General features: G+C 65.9%; 18 protein-coding genes. 16 read left to right on the forward strand and 2 right to left on the reverse strand.

Features of this window, described 5'->3' with window-relative positions; translation table 11 throughout:
- Positions 1-62 precede the first annotated feature (62 nt).
- From proB to E5673_RS18945, 11 genes are all read left to right on the forward strand, one after another.
- Positions 63-1,160: a glutamate 5-kinase gene (gene proB / locus E5673_RS18895; protein ID WP_136191632.1), complete on the forward strand. Its 1,098-nt coding sequence runs from the start codon at positions 63-65 to the stop codon at positions 1,158-1,160.
- A 34-nt stretch (positions 1,161-1,194) separates the two neighbouring features.
- Complete coding sequence (locus tag E5673_RS18900; RefSeq protein WP_136191182.1) at positions 1,195-2,094, forward strand: NAD(P)-dependent oxidoreductase; 900 nt, start codon at positions 1,195-1,197, stop codon at positions 2,092-2,094.
- Between the two features lie 57 nt (positions 2,095-2,151).
- Entirely contained in the window at positions 2,152-2,394 is a 243-nt protein-coding gene (locus E5673_RS18905; RefSeq protein WP_056055832.1) for an acyl carrier protein, read from the forward strand.
- Between the two features lie 150 nt (positions 2,395-2,544).
- A complete protein-coding gene (locus E5673_RS18910) occupies positions 2,545-3,807 on the forward strand; it encodes an aminotransferase class I/II-fold pyridoxal phosphate-dependent enzyme (protein WP_136191183.1) in 1,263 nt (420 codons plus the stop codon).
- A 163-nt stretch (positions 3,808-3,970) separates the two neighbouring features.
- Positions 3,971-5,866, forward strand: coding sequence for an ATP-binding protein (locus E5673_RS18915; protein WP_136191633.1), 1,896 nt, complete (start codon positions 3,971-3,973; stop codon positions 5,864-5,866).
- A gap of 89 nt (positions 5,867-5,955) precedes the next feature.
- The gene (gene lptF, locus E5673_RS18920) at positions 5,956-7,149 is read left to right on the forward strand and encodes an LPS export ABC transporter permease LptF (protein ID WP_175518216.1); all 1,194 of its coding nucleotides are present in this window, start codon (positions 5,956-5,958) and stop codon (positions 7,147-7,149) included.
- Entirely contained in the window at positions 7,146-8,243 is a 1,098-nt protein-coding gene (gene lptG, locus E5673_RS18925; RefSeq protein ID WP_136191184.1) for an LPS export ABC transporter permease LptG, read from the forward strand. Before lptF ends, lptG begins: the two co-directional genes overlap by 4 nt.
- Before the next feature lie 79 nt (positions 8,244-8,322).
- Positions 8,323-8,739 carry a VOC family protein gene (locus E5673_RS18930; RefSeq protein WP_136191185.1) on the forward strand — a complete coding sequence of 139 codons (417 nt, stop codon included), beginning with the start codon at positions 8,323-8,325 and terminating at the stop codon, positions 8,737-8,739.
- Positions 8,740-8,746: 7 nt separating this feature from the next.
- Positions 8,747-9,472, forward strand: coding sequence for a hydroxyacylglutathione hydrolase (gloB, locus tag E5673_RS18935; protein WP_136191186.1), 726 nt, complete (start codon positions 8,747-8,749; stop codon positions 9,470-9,472).
- A gap of 39 nt (positions 9,473-9,511) precedes the next feature.
- Complete coding sequence (locus tag E5673_RS18940) at positions 9,512-9,928, forward strand: hypothetical protein (RefSeq protein ID WP_247599480.1); 417 nt, start codon at positions 9,512-9,514, stop codon at positions 9,926-9,928.
- Complete coding sequence (locus E5673_RS18945) at positions 9,928-10,293, forward strand: hypothetical protein (protein WP_247599481.1); 366 nt, start codon at positions 9,928-9,930, stop codon at positions 10,291-10,293. The genes E5673_RS18940 and E5673_RS18945 overlap by 1 nt, the downstream gene beginning before the upstream one ends.
- Positions 10,294-10,503: 210 nt before the next feature.
- On the opposite strand, the gene E5673_RS18950 is transcribed toward E5673_RS18945, so the two are convergent.
- Positions 10,504-11,286, reverse strand: coding sequence for a crotonase/enoyl-CoA hydratase family protein (locus tag E5673_RS18950; RefSeq protein ID WP_136191187.1), 783 nt, complete (start codon positions 11,284-11,286; stop codon positions 10,504-10,506).
- Between the two features lie 93 nt (positions 11,287-11,379).
- On the opposite strand from E5673_RS18950, the gene E5673_RS18955 reads away from it, so the two are divergent.
- Both E5673_RS18955 and E5673_RS18960 read left to right on the forward strand, forming a co-directional pair.
- Positions 11,380-11,835, forward strand: a complete 456-nt coding sequence (locus E5673_RS18955; RefSeq protein WP_136191188.1) for a PaaI family thioesterase — start codon at positions 11,380-11,382, stop codon at positions 11,833-11,835.
- 2 nt (positions 11,836-11,837) lie between these two features.
- Complete coding sequence (locus E5673_RS18960; RefSeq protein ID WP_136191636.1) at positions 11,838-12,221, forward strand: PaaI family thioesterase; 384 nt, start codon at positions 11,838-11,840, stop codon at positions 12,219-12,221.
- Between the two features lie 123 nt (positions 12,222-12,344).
- On the opposite strand, the gene E5673_RS18965 is transcribed toward E5673_RS18960, so the two are convergent.
- The gene (locus tag E5673_RS18965) at positions 12,345-13,469 is read right to left on the reverse strand and encodes a PQQ-dependent sugar dehydrogenase (RefSeq protein ID WP_136191189.1); all 1,125 of its coding nucleotides are present in this window, start codon (positions 13,467-13,469) and stop codon (positions 12,345-12,347) included.
- A 178-nt stretch (positions 13,470-13,647) separates the two neighbouring features.
- On the opposite strand from E5673_RS18965, the gene rimP reads away from it, so the two are divergent.
- The 3 genes from rimP to E5673_RS18980 are packed head-to-tail and all read left to right on the forward strand — an operon-like array spanning position 13,648 to position 16,255.
- A complete protein-coding gene (gene rimP / locus E5673_RS18970) occupies positions 13,648-14,244 on the forward strand; it encodes a ribosome maturation protein RimP (protein ID WP_056051561.1) in 597 nt (198 codons plus the stop codon).
- Positions 14,244-16,019 carry a transcription termination factor NusA gene (gene nusA, locus E5673_RS18975; protein WP_136191190.1) on the forward strand — a complete coding sequence of 592 codons (1,776 nt, stop codon included), beginning with the start codon at positions 14,244-14,246 and terminating at the stop codon, positions 16,017-16,019. The genes rimP and nusA overlap by 1 nt, the downstream gene beginning before the upstream one ends.
- Positions 16,019-16,255, forward strand: coding sequence for a 4-oxalocrotonate tautomerase family protein (locus E5673_RS18980; protein ID WP_136191191.1), 237 nt, complete (start codon positions 16,019-16,021; stop codon positions 16,253-16,255). The genes nusA and E5673_RS18980 overlap by 1 nt, the downstream gene beginning before the upstream one ends.
- Positions 16,256-16,286: the final 31 nt, after the last annotated feature.

Below are 16,286 nucleotides of genomic sequence, written 5' to 3' on the forward strand. Positions count from 1 at the left end.
TTGTCGACAGGTCACGCCCGCCCCTCCCCTAACCCCTCCCGCAAGCGGGAGGGGAATGCGTGATGTTTCCACCTTCGTCTTGCCCCCGGCTGATCGTAAAGATCGGGTCGGCGTTACTTGTCGACCCTGATGGGAGCGTTCGGCGGGAGTGGCTGACCGGTCTCGTCGCCGACATTGCCGCTCGGACTGGTGAAGGCCAGCAGGTCGCTATCGTGTCGTCCGGCGCGATTGCCTTGGGCGCACGCCGGCTTGGTCTTTCGAAGGGCGGCCGCGCAAGTCTTGAAGACGCGCAGGCCGCAGCCGCTACCGGCCAGATTGCGCTTAGCCAGGTCTGGGCCGAACTCCTCGCTGCCCAAGGGCTGAACGCCGCGCAGATTCTTGTCACGCTAGACGATCTCGAAGACCGGCGACGCTATCTCAACGCCGCCGCGACGCTCAATCGGCTGTTGTCGCTCAAGGTCGTGCCGGTCATCAACGAGAACGACAGCGTCGCGACCGAGGAAATTCGGTTCGGCGACAATGACCGCCTTGCTGCCCGCGTCGCGCAGGCCGCCGGCGCGCAGGGGGTGATCCTGCTGTCCGACGTCGACGGGCTCTACACCGCCAATCCGCATGCCGATCCATCCGCGACTCATATCGCCAGCGTGCCGCGGATCGATGCGGTTGCGGGGATGGCGGATGACGGGTCGGGCTCGGGGATGGGTTCGGGTGGGATGGCCTCGAAGATTGCTGCGGCGCGGATCGCGACGGGTGCGGGCATTCCGCTGGCGATCGCTTCGGGGCGGATCGAGCATCCGCTGTCCACCCCTGCCCGCCATACGATCTTTACGGCCGAGCGGACGGCGTCTGCGCGAAAGGCTTGGTTGGCGGGCGGGCTAACCGCGAAGGGGGCGATCCATGTCGATGCGGGAGCCGCGGCTGCGCTTGGACGGGGGCGGAGTTTGCTGGCGACTGGGGCCACTCGGATCGACGGGGGTTTCGCGCGCGGTGATTTGGTGACGATCGAGGGGCCTGCCGGGACTGTCGCACGGGGCCTTGCGGAATATGATGCGGCGGATACCGCACGCCTGCTTGGTCGGCATAGCGACGATCATGCCGCGATCCTTGGCTATGCGCCTCGGTCTGCGCTGGTGCACCGCAATCATTTGGCGCTCGTATGATCGGCCAAGCCTTGTTCACCTGGGGAATGGGCTCATGATTCTCGCGATCACCGGCGGCACCGGGTTCGTCGGCAGCCACCTGATCGACCACGCGCTGGAGACCGGGCACACCGTCCGTGCGCTCGCGCGGAAGCCGCAGGCAAAGCGCATCGGCGTGACCTGGATCGAAGGTGCGCTGGACCGGCCGAAGAGCCTCGCGACCTTGGTCGAAGGCGCGGACGTGGTGATCCACGTTGCCGGTGTCGTCAACGCGGCCAACCGTGCGGGCTTTGCGGAGGGCAATGTCGCCGGCACCGAAGGCATCCTCCAGGCAACGCGGGCCGCGGGCATCCGCCGGTTCGTCCACGTCTCTTCGCTTGCCGCGCGCGAGCCGACGCTGTCGAACTATGGCTGGTCGAAGGCCGAGGCGGAAACGCGCGTGCAGACGTCTGGGCTGGACTGGACGATCGTCCGCCCGCCCGCGATCTTTGGTCCGCGCGATCTTGATATCCTCGATCTCTTCAAGGCGGCGCGGTCGGGCTATCTGCCGATGCCGCCGGCCGGCACGCGCGTCTCGTTGCTGTACGTCGAGGACCTGACCGCGCTGCTGCTGGTGCTTGCCGAGAGTGCCGACGCGCCGTCGATCATGGAGCCCGACGACGGCGTGCCTAACGGCTGGGACAACCGCGACTTTGCGCGCGCGATCGGCGTGGCCGTGGGCAAGCCGGTCAAGGTGTTCTCCACACCCCGTGCGCTCCTGAAACTCGCGTCCGCCGCCGATCGACTCGTCCGTCGACGCAAGGCCAAACTGACACGCGACCGGGTCAGCTATTTCTGCCACCCCGACTGGGTCTCGCACAAGCCGCCGCCGCCCGCGCTGTGGACGCCGTCCGTCGCGACACCGCAGGCGCTCGCGCAAACCGCGGCGTGGTATCGCGCCGCCGGGCTGCTATAGCGCCGAAAAGCCGCCGCAATTCCCTGTCAGGAGTGCCGCGACACCGAAGGGATTATCATGAGCGACCGCCAGCAGATCTACGACACCGTCACCGCGCAGATCGAGCCGTTCAACAAGAAGGGCGTCGCCCTCGCCGATGCGACGACGTTCCAGGGCGACCTGGAGTGGGACAGCCTGACCGTCATGGATTTCGTCGCCGCGATCGAGGACGAGTTCGACATCATCATCACGATGAACATGCAGGCCGAGATCGAGACGGTCGGCCAGTTGGTCGACGCGGTAGCGAAGTTGAAGGCCTGACCCCCCTTGCCGTTCGTGCCGAGTAGGGATCGAGCGTAGCCGAGAGCCCGTATCGAGGTACATGTCCTTCGATACGCCATCTCGACAAGCTCGACGGCTACTCGGGACGAACGGTTGGGATACACATTCCAACCTCATGGAATCCTTAGAATGACCGAAGCCGCCACCACCGCCCACGCCCTCCCCGTCGACGCTCCGGAGGTCGCCCCCGAACGCGACCTCATGTCGAAATTCGACGCGCTGATCGCCGAGCGCGAGGCGCTGATCGCGAGCGGCGTGCGCAATCCGTTCGCGATCGTGATGGACGAGGTGAAGGGGCCGACGCAGGCGGTGATCCGCGGTAAGGACACGATCCTGCTCGGCACGTACAACTACATGGGCATGACGTTCGACCCCGACGTCATCCAGGCGGGTAAAAACGCGCTCGACGCGTTCGGGTCGGGCACCAACGGCAGCCGGATGCTCAACGGCACGTTCCACGATCATATCGACGTCGAACAGGCGTTGCGCGAATTCTACGACATGACCGGCGCGATCGTGTTCTCGACCGGGTACATGGCGAACCTCGGGATCATCTCGACGCTCGCCGGCAAGGGCGAATACGTCATCCTTGACGCCGACAGCCACGCGTCGATCTACGACGGCTGCAAGCAAGGCAACGCCGAGATCGTCCGCTTCCGCCACAACGACGTCACCGATCTCGACAAGCGGCTCGGTCGCCTGCCCAAGGAAGCCGGCAAGCTGGTGGTGCTGGAGGGCGTCTATTCGATGCTTGGCGACATCGCGCCGCTGAAGGAAATGGTCGCGGTCGCCAAGAAGCATGGCTGCATGGTGCTGGTCGACGAGGCGCATTCGATGGGGTTCTTCGGCCCCAATGGCCGCGGCGTGTACGAGGAGATGGGGCTGACCGACGAGGTCGATTTCGTCGTCGGCACCTTCTCGAAGTCGGTCGGCACGGTCGGCGGGTTCGTCGTGTCGAACCACCCGAAGTTCGAGATGGTGCGGTTCGCCTGCCGTCCGTACATCTTCACCGCCTCGCTGCCGCCGTCGGTGGTCGCCACCGCCGCGACCTCGATCCGCAAGCTGATGACCGCGCACGACAAGCGCGCGCAGCTCTGGAAGAACGCGCGTCGGCTGCACGGCGGGCTGAAGGCGATGGGGTTCAAGCTCGGCACCGAGACGTCCGACTCGGCGATCATCGCGGTGATCCTGACCGACCAGGAACAGGCGATCGCGATCTGGCAGTCGCTGCTTGAGGGGGGGCTGTACGTCAACATGGCGCGCCCGCCCGCGACGCCCGCGGGGACGTTCCTGCTGCGGTGTTCGCTGTGCGCTGAACATACCGACGAGCAGATCACGACGATCCTGGGCATGTTCGAGACCGCTGGCCGCGCCGTCGGCGTGATCGGCTGACGGTTTCCTCCCCCCGCGGGGGAGGAAACATCCGTGAAATGTTCGATCGGTACCGGCATTCCAGGTCATTGCGTGTGGGCAACGACGCGTTAGGATGCCGGCCGTGACGCAAGACGAGGTCGAGACTGCGGCCCAGGGGGGCGGGGCGAGATGGCGCATAGCCATGCTGGTCGTGATGGGCTTGCTCGGTGCTGCAGTGCTCATTGCGCTGATCGTGACGCTCGGCCACGCCAATCGCCAGCGCGATCGGGCACTCGAACTTCAGGCGCACAGCTATGACGTGATGATCCTCGCGCGGACGCTGTCCGGGACGATCGCGCGATCGGAGGCGTCGCTGGGGCGCTATGTCATCAGCGGCGACAAGCAGCTGGGGCAGCTCTATTTCGACGAATGGCTGCTCGCGGGGACGCAGATCGACCGGCTCGACCAGATCACCAACGACAATCCCGAGCAGCAGCCGCGAGTCGATCGCCTTCGCGCCGCCTATGACGCGCGCGGGCTGGAGTTGTCGCTGACCGCGCTCAACACGCGCTACGGCAAGAACGGCCAGGCGCTCGCACGCTATTACCAGGGGCGAAAGGCGCCGACGCTCATCGAGATCAACACGACGCTCGACACGCTGATTGCACGCGAGCGCGCGTTGCTCGACGACCGGACGGCGGCGGCCTTGGGGTCGGTCGAGCGGTCGAGCTGGGTCGCGGGGGTGCTGGCCATATTCGGCGTGCTGATCGTGCTGGGCGCGATCCTGCTCGGCTGGTTCACGATCCGCGCGGTCGGCGAGCGGGCGACCGCGCTGGCCGATGCAGAACTCGAACGCGAGCGCGCGGACGAGTTGACCACCGCGGTCGCCGCCGCCACCGCCGAACTGCGCGTGCAGGAGGCGAAGCTTCGCCAGATCCAGAAGATGGAGGCGGTCGGACAACTGACCGGCGGGATCGCGCATGACTTCAACAACATGCTGGCGGTGGTGCTGGGCGGCCTGGAACTCGCGCGGCGCAACCTCGCGAGCGATCCGGCCAGCGTCCGTCGCCATATCGACAGCGCGACCGAGGGCGCGAACCGCGCGGCGGCGCTGACCCGCCGGCTGCTCGCCTTCAGTCGCGAGGATTCGCTGAAGGCGGAGACGATCGACGCCGCCGCGCTGGTCGCGGGGATGTCGGACCTGCTCGACCGCACGCTAGGGGACGCGATCACCGTCATCGTGCGCGACGATGCGGCAGGCGGGTGCGTCCGCGCCGACCGCGTCCAGCTGGAGAACGCGGTTCTGAACCTCGCGGTCAACGCGCGCGACGCGATGAACGGGCGCGGCACGCTGACTGTCGCGACCGGCGCGACGACGCTAGCGGCGGACCAAGTCGGACGGTGCGCGGCGGGCGACTACGTCACGATCATGGTCGGCGACGACGGCTGCGGGATGGCGCCCGACGTCGCCGAGCGCGTGTTCGAGCCGTTCTTCACCACAAAGGACGTCGGCAAGGGTACCGGGCTCGGGCTCAGCCAGATCTTCGCGCTGGTCCAGCAGTTGCACGGCGAGGTCGGCATCGTCTCCGCGCCGGGCGAAGGGACGACCGTGACGCTCTATTTCCCGCGCGCCGCGGAGCTGGTCGCAACGCCCCTGCCGACCGTGCCGATCGCGATGGTCGAGCCGATCGCGCCGACGATGCCCGAGAGGTTGCAGATCCTGGTGGTCGAGGACGATCCGCGCGTGCTGGCCGCGACGACCGGCGCGCTGGAGGAGATCGGCCATCATCCGATCGCGTGCGACGATCCGCTCGCGGCGCCCGCGCTATTGGCGGCGAACCCGGGGATCGGGCTGATCATCTCCGACGTGCTGATGCCGCGCCAGACCGGGCCGGAGATGATCGCGGCGCTCTCCCCGCTATATCCTCACGTCGCGGTGCTGTTCGTTACGGGGTTTGCCGGCGAGGTGAACGTCGCGCAGTTCGGCGGACACGAGGTGCTGCGTAAACCCTTCACGCTCAACGGGCTGGAGCGCGCGGTCGTGACGGCGATGGCCGCGGAGCGCCGCGAGACGAACCACCCGATCGCCGCGGAATGATCGTTCATTGATGCGTTGCGATTGAGGATGACGCCTAGCGCGTGCGCCCCTATACCCGCGCGACCCAGCATACCGAGCCCAACCCGCGCATGAAATCCATCGACCGCTACATGGCCCGGCTGATCGCGGTGCCGCTATTTTCGACGCTGCTGATCGCCGTCATGCTGTTCGTGCTCGATCGCATGCTCGGGCTGTTCAATTTCGTCGCGACGCAAGGCGGCCCGATCAGCGTCGTGTGGCGGATGCTCGCCAACCTGCTGCCCGAATATCTGGGGCTCGGCATCCCGATCGGGCTGATGCTCGGCATCCTGCTCGCGTTCCGCCGGCTGTCGACCTCGTCCGAGCTGGACGTGCTGCGCGGCGTCGGGATGAGCTACAACCGGCTGCTGCGCGTGCCGTACATGTACACGATCGCGCTGGCGCTGCTGAACCTCGCGATCGTCGGCTATGTCCAGCCGATCGCACGCTATTATTACGAGGGCCTGCGGTTCGAGCTGCGCACGGGTGCGCTCGGCGCGTCGATCAAGGTCGGCGAGTTCACCAATCTGGGCGACCGGATGACGCTGCGGATCGAAGAGAGCAAGGACAAGGGCCGCGAGCTGTCCGGGATCTTCGTCCATGCGTCGAGCCAGAATGGCGACTGGCTGGGGGTGACCGCGGAGAAGGGCAAGTTCCTCGCGACCGACGATCCCAACGTCATCATCTTCCGCCTTGCGAACGGGACGCTGATCCACAACCGGCCCGAGTTCAAGACGCCGCGCGTGCTGACTTTCAGCAGCCACGATCTGCCGATCAACCTGCCCAAGTTCGAGAGCTTCCGCAGTCGCGGCGGGCGCAATCTCGAATATACGCTGCCTGAACTCGCCAAGCAGGGCCAGCGTGGCGCGACTCTGGAGCAACGCGACGGCAGCCGGTCGGAGTTCCACTTCCGGCTTGCCGAAGTCGCGACGATGTTCCTGTTACCGCTGCTCGCGCTCGCGCTCGGCGTGCCGCCCAAGCGATCCTCGTCCGCGCTCGGCGTATTCCTGTCGATCGTGATGATCGTCACCTATCACAAGGTGAACCAGTACGCGGCGGACGTCGGCGAACTCGGGCGGATCGACCCGATCATCGCGCTGTGGGTGCCGTTCACGATCTTCGCCGGGCTGATCCTGTGGATGTACTACACGATCGCCTATGTCCCCGGCGGGCAACCGATCGGTGCGCTCGAACGCGTCTTCTCGAAGACGTTCAAGGCGATCACCAAGCGTATCCCGGGCTTCCGTAAGAGCAAAGCCGCATGAACCTCGTCAGTTTCTTCCCGTCGCGCACGGTCGCGATCTACATGGGACGGATGTTCCTGGTGCGGACGTTCGCAGTGCTCGCCGCGCTCGTGCTGGTGCTCCAGGCGCTCGACCTGCTGAGCAACTCCGGCGATATCCTCGCCTTCCCCGGCAATGGCGATGCGCAGGTCTGGCATTACGTCTCGTTGCGGGCGCCGCAGATCGTTTCGCGCTTCCTGCCCTTCTCGGTCCTGCTCGGCACCATCCTGACGCTGATCACGATGAACCAGAACAGCGAGATCATCGCGCTGAAGGGCTCGGGCCTCTCCGCGCATCAGGTGCTCGCACCGCTGCTGGTCGCGAGCCTGGGTGTGGCGATGATCAGTTTCGTGTTCAACGACCGGGTCGTGGCTCGAGCGACGGCGACGCTGAACCAGTGGCAGAAGGTAAATTACGGCAAGTTGCCGATCGATCGCGGCGACCGCGCGAACGTGTGGGTGCGCGACGGCGACGACCTGATCGAGGTCGCGCAGATTCGCGGGCGCGGTGACGCGACTCGGCTTGGCGGGATCACGCTGTACGATCGTACCGGCGGCAACCTGGTGGCGATCCTGCGTGCGGATCACGGCAGGCGAGTCGCGAACGGCTGGGAGGTGAGCCCTGCGAACCGGTTCGATGTGAAGAGCGGCACCGTCCGCCCCTTGGGCGCCGTCGTGATCGCAAAGGACGTGCGGCCGGACCAGTTCACGCTGGCGAGCGTCGATGCGGACGGACTGTCGTTCGGCGCGTTGAAGGCGGCGATCGCGGACCTGTCCGACGCGGGGCGGCCGACCAAGGCGCTTGAAGGGTCGTTGTGGCACAAGCTGTCGGGGCCGCTGTCGTCGGTGCTGATGCCGCTGCTGGGCGCGGTCGCGGCGTTCGGCATCGCGCGATCGGGCAAGCTGTTCGTGCGCGCCGTGATCGGCATGGGCCTCGGCTTCGCGTTCTTCGTCGCGGACAATTTTGCGCTCGCGATGGGCAATCTCGGCGCCTACCCGCCGTTCCTCGCCGCCTGGGCGCCGTTCCTGCTGTTCTTCTTCATTGGCGAGGCGGTGCTGATCCGGTCGGAGGAATAGGACGCCGCAGGTCGGTCACACCCTTTCACGCCACCGCCCCCGTCCCTATCTGCGGTTCCGAACAACCCTCGGAGCCAGCATGAAATATCTCCACACGATGATCCGCGTGAGCGACCCGGCGAAGACGATCGCGTTCTTCGAGACGCTGGGCCTGAAGGAGGTCCGCCGGATGGAGAACGAGAAGGGTCGGTTCACGCTGATCTTCCTGTCGGTCCCCGGCGACGAGGGCGCAGAAGTCGAGCTGACGCACAATTGGGACCCCGAGGAGTATGGTGAGGGTCGCAACTTTGGTCACCTCGCCTACCGTGTCGACAACATCTACGATACCTGCCAGCGGCTGATGGACTCGGGTGTCACGATCAATCGGCCGCCGCGCGACGGCCACATGGCGTTCGTGCGGACGCCCGACAACATCTCGATCGAGCTGTTGCAGGCCGATGGCGCGCTCGATCCGGTCGAGCCTTGGGCGTCGATGCCGAACACCGGCAAGTGGTGACCCGCTGATGCTCGATATCGTCCGCGTGCCCGTCCTCTCCGACAATTATGCCTGGTTGATCCACGACACCGTCTCGGGCGAGACTCTGGTGGTCGATCCGGGCGAGGCCGGGCCGGTGATCGCCGCCGCGAAGAAGCGCGACTGGCGGGTCGACCGGGTGTGGACGACGCACTGGCACCCCGATCATACCGGTGGGAACCCCGAGATGAAGGCCTATGGCGCGACGATAGTCGGCCCGGCGGCGGAGGCGGACAAGATCCCGTCTCTCGACGAGCAGGTCGGCGAAGGCGATGTCGTGCGTCTTGGTGCGCACGAGGCGACCGTGATGACGGTGCCGGGGCATACGCAGGGGCATATCGCGTTCCACTTTGCCGATGATGCGGCGATCTTCACCGGGGATACGCTGTTCGCGATGGGGTGTGGGCGGCTGTTCGAGGGGACGCCCGCCGACATGTTCGCGAACATGCAGCGCTATGCGACGCTGCCGGACGAGACCGAGGTGTTCTGCGGGCATGAATATACGCAGAGCAACGGGCGCTATGCGCTGGTTGCCGAGCCGGACAATGCCGACATCGCGACGCGAATGATCGAGGTCGATGCGGCGCGGGCGAAGGGCGAGCCGACCGTGCCGACGACGATCGGGCGCGAGCGGGCGACCAATCCTTTCCTGCGCGCAACTTCGCTTGAGCAGTTCGCGGACTATCGTGCGGCCAAGGATGCGTTTCGCGGGTAAAGCGCGTACAACGGTGATCGGATTTTGAGGAGCGTTGCGATGCGTATGCGGACCCTGCCACTCTTGATGCTGCCGGCGATTTTGCTGGTTGCGTGTACGCAGACCCAGGCGGAGGTCGAGCGCGCGCAGGTGCGCGAGGCGGGCGTGCAGGAGAAACTGGCTAAGGAACTCGCTGGGCTCGTGCCGGGCAAGCCCGAGTCGTGCATCAGCCAGTTCCCGCAGAAGCAGAGTTCGGGCTACGGCGCGACGATCCTGTACCGGGTGAATAGCGGGCTCGTGTACCGCAGCGATACCGTCGGCGGATGCGAGGGGATCGCGCGGGGCGATATCCTCGTGACGCGGACGCCGACCGGGCAACTGTGCCGCGGCGACATTGCGCAGACGTTCGACCAGGCCTCGCGCTTCCCGACCGGGAGTTGCAGCTTCGGCGACTTCGTGCCGTATCGGAAGCCTTGATGCGCGGAGCGGTTCTGGCGGCGGCGGCGCTGTTGACGGTGGGGATGCTCGGGGCGGGCAAGTCGGACCCGTTGGCGGGACGGACTGCGGGGGCGCCGGTGCGTTGCATCGATCTTCAACAGCTCAACGGGCCTGAGATCGTCGATTCGCAGACGATCCTGTATCGGCAGTCGGGCAAGCGGATCTGGAAGACTGGGCCGGTCGGCGAATGCCCTTCGCTGCGGCCGCTCGATACGTTGATCGTTGATGTTTACGGCGGGCAATTGTGCCGAAACGACCGGTTTCGGACGGTGTCGGTGGGTATGTCGATCCCATCGGGGTACTGCCGGTTTCGGGATTTCACGCCGTATGACAAGGTGAAGTAGGGAGGCTCGTTCCGCCTCAACGCGCCGCCCCGTTTGTTGCACCACCCCGGCGGAGGCCGGGGCCCAATTGGGGGACGGTGCTGACTGAGGACGGCGCCCCGGTAGATCGACCTTTCCAATTGGAGCCCGGCCTGCGCCGGGGTGGTAGAAGTGGGGCGGAACGTCGCCCCCCTTCCGTCATCCTGACGACATTCAGGATGACGGAAGGGCTCAGTCCTCGAACACCGCCGCACGCTTTTCCAGGTTGGCCCGTACCTGTTCGACCTGGTTGGGCGTGCGGATGACCTTGAGCTGCTCTTCGGTTTCTGCATGAAGCACTGCCGCCGCGTCCGCATCCGCCGCGAGGTTGTAGAGCGCCTTCGACCCGCGGATCGCGTGGGGGTTCCTCGCCGCGATCTCGCGGGCGAGCATCATCGCCTCGCCGAGCGGGTCTTCGGATAGACGCGTAACGAAGCCGTGCCGTAGTGCCTCCGCGCCGTCGAATTCGCGGGCGGTGTAGGTGAGCTCGCGGAGCACGTCGTCGCGGGCTAGCGTGCGCCATAACGCGATGCCGGCCATGTCGGGGACCAAGCCCCAATACGCCTCGCGGATCGCGAAGCGGGCTTGCGGATGCGCGATGCGGATGTCGGCGCCGGACATGATCTGGAAGCCGCCGCCGAATGCGACGCCGTGGACTGCGGCGATGACCGGCATCGGCAAGGTGCGCCAGCCCCAGGCAACCTGCTGGACGAGGTTCGCGCCCTCCCCTGTCCGGTCGCCGAGCGCCAGCCCGGAACCACCGTTCGCCATCGAGGCCATGTCGAGACCGGCGCAGAACGCCTTGCCTTCGCCAGAAAGGACAACGCAGCGGACGTCCGTCATTCCCTTGAGCTGGTCGATTGCCGCGGCGATGCCCTCGAACATTGCGGGGTCGATCGCGTTCATCTTGTCGGCGCGCGAGAGACGGACGTCGGCGATGCCGTCCGTGACGGTGATGGTGACCCGGTCGTTCATAGTGGCGATCCTCTCGATCTTTGCGCGAACGCTAACCGCGCCTGGGCCCGCCCGCAATGTTGCGCGCGGCCACCCGGCGTGTAGAGGCGGGCAATGGCTGGTTTTGATCCACAATGGTTTGCGACGCGCGGGTTCGGCGGGCACGGCGCCGCGCTGGGGATGCGCTATCACGCGCATGGCGACGACTGGGCGGAGCTTGCGCTGCCCTATGACGAGCGGCTGATCGGCGATCCCGCGAGCGGCGTGATCGCGTCGGGGCCGATCATCACGATGATGGACATGGCGACGAGTCTGGCGATCTGGATCAAGCGCAAGGCGTTCGTGCCGCACGCGACGCTCGACCTGCGAGTGGATTACCTGCGGCCGGCGACTCCGGGAAAGACGGTGATTGGGCGCGGGGAGTGCTACCGAATCACGCGGTCGATCGCGTTCGTGCGCGGGCAGGCGCATGACGGCGACCCGGGCGATCCGCTGGCGCATGTCGCGGGGACGTTCATGGTGGTGGGCGACGTCGCCGGCATGGGTCTCAACAGAAGGATCGAGGCGTGACGATCGGTTTGCCGCCCTATGCGGAGATCCTCCGCGTGTCGGTCGAGGCCGAGGACGGCGCGCCGCCGGTATTGCTGATGCCGTTTGCGGATGACGTGTTGGGGCGGCCGGGGTTCCTGCATGGCGGTGCGATCTCGGGGCTGCTGGAAATGGCGGCGATCGCGGCGTTGCAACATGCGCTGGAGGCTGAGGGTGGCGGGCGGATCAAGCCGGTGAACGTCACGGTCGATTTCATGCGGGGTGGTCGGGACAAGCCTACGCGGGCGGCGGGCGTTGTGACCCGGTTGGGCACGCGGGTGGCCAATGTCGAGGCGACCGCTTGGCAGGACGAGCGCGACAAGCCGATTGCGGCTGCGCGGATGAACTACCTGATCGTGCGCGACTAGCTGCTTCTGCTCCCCTTCCGCCTGCGGGAGGGGTCGGGGGAGGGGCGTGCCTCACAGACCGGACGCCAGTACGTACGTCGCGCCCTCCCCTAACCCCTCCCGCAAGCGGGAGGGGAATTTCGGTTACTTCGCGGTCAGTTTGATCAGGCGGCCTTGTGAGTCGCCGCCGTCTTCGAGGACCCAGATCGCGCCGTCGGGGCCTTGTTCGACTTCGCGGATTCTTGCCCCCATGTCCCACTGGTCGCCCTTGGCGGCGTTCGTGCCGGTCAAGTGCACGCGGACGAGGGACTTCGAGGACAGGCCGCCGATGAACGCGTCGCCCTTCCATTGCGGGAACATGCTGTCCGAATAGATCATCAGGCCGCCGGGGGAGATGACCGGGTTCCAGAATACCTTGGGCGGTTCGTAACCGTCACCGGGCTTGTGATCGGGGATGTCGGTGCCGTCGTAGTTGCTGCCGTTCGAGGCGTTGGGCCAGCCATAGTTGAGGCCCGGCTTGATGAGATTGACCTCGTCGCCGCCCTTCGGACCCATCTCCTGCTCCCAGAGATTGCCCTGTTTGTCGAACGCGATGCCGAGCAGGTTGCGGTGGCCGTAGCTCCAGATTTCGGGTGCGAAACCTTTCGCAACTAGCGGGTTGCCGGGGGCGGGCTTGCCGTCGAGCGTGAGGCGCAGCACCTTGCCGAGCGTCATCTTGGGGTCTTGGGCGGGGGTGAACTTCTGGCGCTCGCCGTTGGTGAAGAACAGATATTTGCCGTCGGGCGAGAAGGCGATGCGGCCGGAGTAATGGCCATTGCCCTCTACGAAGGGCCGCGCGCTGAAGATCACCTCGATCTCGCCGAGACGCTCGCCACCGCCACCGTTCGGACGCAGGCGACCACGCGCCAAGACGACGCCCTTGCCGCCCTCGCCAGCGGTCGAATAGCTGAAATACACGCGGTTGCTGGTCGCGAAGTCGGGCGCGAGGACGACGTCCATCAGCCCGCCCTGCCCTGCCGAATCGACGGTGAGCGTCGCGACCGTCTGGCGCGACTTGCCGTCGGCGGAGACCAGCAGCATCTGCCCCTTCTTCTCGGTGACGAGCATGCGCTTGTCGGGCAGGAACGTCATCGCCCAGGGCGAATCGAAATCGGCGACCACCGTCTCCTTGAACGGCTTGTCCGCCGCTGCCGGTTGCGCGGAACAGGCAGTCGAGGCGAGCAGCGTGGTTGTCAGCAACCCAGTGGCGAACAGCGTTTTGCGAATCATGATCTTCTCCCGGAAATCCCTGCGCTAACGCAGCGTACTAAACGAAGGTTGCTCCCGCTTGCGGACGGGCGCTACCCCGCGTATAGAGGCACCACTTCTCTACATCGCCAGATGAAGAGGCTGCGGGGCTTGCTCCGCGGCGGCAATCACCTGTGCTTTGGCCCTGTTTGGAATTTCGATGGCGAATATCGCCCTGCTGACCGACCTGATCGAACCCGAGGCGACCGCGCTCGGCCTCAGCCTCGTGCGCGTGCGCATGCAGGGCGGCAAGTCCGATCCGACGTTGCAGGTGATGGCCGAGCGCCCCGACACCCGCCAGCTGGTGATCGAGGATTGCGCCGAGCTGTCGCGCCGCATCTCGGACAAGTTCGATGCGCTCGAAGCCGAGGGCAAGGACCCGGTCGGCGAGGACGCATATCGTCTCGAAGTGTCGAGCCCCGGTATCGATCGCCCGCTGACCCGGCTTCAGGACTTTGCCGACTGGGAAGGCCAGGAGGCGCGCATCCGCCTCGTCGAGCCGTTCGAGGACCGCAAGCAGATCTCGGGCAATCTGATGGGCGTCGAGGGGACGAAGATCACCGTCGACGTCAACAAGCACAAGCTCATGACGATCGACTTTTCGCAGGTCGCCGACGCCAAGCTCGTCATGACCGACCGACTCATCGCCGCGACCGCGCCGCTTTCGATCGAAGGCGCGGACGAGGTTTTCTATCAAGATACGCCCACCGATGAGCCCGATGCTCACGAGGCCGACACCGAAGAAGGACAGCATTGATGGCCACGGCAGTCACCGCAAACCGCGCGGAACTGATCGCGATCGCGAATTCGGTCGCGTCGGAGAAGATGATCGACAAGGCGATCGTGATCGAGGCGATGGAGGACGCGATCCAGCGCGCCGCCCGCTCGCGCTACGGCGCCGAAAACGACATCCGCGCGAAGCTCGATCCGAACACGGGCGATCTGCGCTTGTGGCGCGTCGTCGAAGTGGTCGAGGCGGTCGACGATTATTTCAAGCAGGTCGACGTCAAGGGCGCGCAGAAGCTGCAGAAGGACGCCGCTCTCGGCGACTTCATCGTCGATCCGCTGCCCCCGATCGAGTTCGGCCGCATCGCCGCACAGGCCGCCAAGCAGGTCATCTTCCAGAAGGTCCGCGACGCCGAGCGCGAGCGCCAGTTCGAAGAGTATAAGGACCGCGCGGGCGAGATCATCACCGGCGTCGTCAAGCGCGTCGAGTTCGGCCATGTCGTCGTCGACCTGGGCCGCGCCGAGGGCGTGATCCGCCGCGACGCGCAGATCCCGCGCGAAGTGGTGCGCGTCAACGACCGCATCCGTTCGCTGATCCTGAACGTCCGTCGCGAGAACCGTGGGCCGCAGATTTTCCTCAGCCGCGCGCACCCCGACTTCATGAAGAAGCTGTTCGCGCAGGAAGTGCCCGAGATCTACGACGGCATCATCGAGATCAAGGCCGCGGCCCGCGATCCGGGTTCACGCGCGAAGATCGGCGTCATCTCGCATGATTCGAGCATCGATCCGGTCGGCGCGTGCGTCGGCATGAAGGGTAGCCGCGTCCAGGCCGTCGTCCAGGAAATGCAGGGCGAGAAGATCGACATCATCCCCTGGTCGCCCGATATCGCGACCTTCGTCGTCAACGCGTTGCAGCCGGCGTCGGTGTCGCGCGTCGTGATCGACGAGGAAGAAGAGCGCATCGAGGTGGTCGTTCCCGATGACCAGCTTTCGCTGGCGATCGGTCGTCGTGGCCAGAACGTGCGGCTTGCGTCGCAGCTGACCGGCAAGGCGATCGACATCCTTACCGAGGCGGATGCGTCGGAGAAGCGCCAGAAGGACTTCGTCGAGCGTTCGGCGATGTTCGAGAAGGAGCTCGACGTCGACGAGACGCTCGCACAGCTGCTGGTCGCCGAAGGGTTCACGAACCTCGAAGAGGTCGCCTATGTCGAGGTCGAGGAGATCGCCGGCATCGAAGGCTTCGACGAGGATTTGGCGGGCGAGTTGCAGAACCGCGCTACCGAGGCTTTGGAGCGTCGCGACGCCGCGAGCCGCGAAGAGCGTACCGCGCTCGGCGTGGAGGATGCGCTTGCTGGCATGCCGTATCTCAACGAGGCGATGCTGGTCACACTCGGCAAGGCGGGCATCAAGACGCTCGACGACCTCGCCGATCTCGCGACCGACGAACTGGTCGAGAAGAAGCGCGTCGAGCCACGCCGTCGCAACGAGGACGCGCCGAAGCGTCCCGAGCCCAAGGGCGGGATTCTCGCCGAGTATGGTTTGAGCGACGAGCAGGGCAACGAGATCATCATGGCCGCTCGCGCGCACTGGTTCGAGGACGAGGCTCCGGAGGCTTCGGCTGACGAAGTCGAGGCGGACGAGACTCCGGTGGAAGAGGCTTCGGCTGATGACGCCGTGGTCGAGGACGTTGCGACTGAAGAGACGACTGCCGACGAAGCCGTTGCTGAGGACGTTTCGGCGGACGACGCTTCGGATGAAGACGCGGCGGACAAGACCGACGCGAAGAGCGAGGGCGACAAGGCCTGATGCCCTTCGTCAGCATCCGCATCTCGGGGTCCGCCACCAAGGACCAGAAGTCCGGCATCGTCGCCGACGTCACCCAGTCGCTTGTGCAGCGGCTGGGAAAGAACCCGGCTGCGGTGCAGATCGTTATCGAAGAGGTCTCGACCGAGAATTATGGCGCGGGGGGTCAGCTCTTGGTCGACCGCGACGCTCCGAAGACTCCGGCGCAGGAGGACGCACATGCGGAACCCTCCCGATGAGACGCTAGGCGCTACCGAAACCCTACCTTCC

The sequence above is a fragment of the Sphingomonas sp. PAMC26645 genome (genome assembly GCF_004795835.1).
Taxonomy (GTDB): domain Bacteria; phylum Pseudomonadota; class Alphaproteobacteria; order Sphingomonadales; family Sphingomonadaceae; genus Sphingomonas.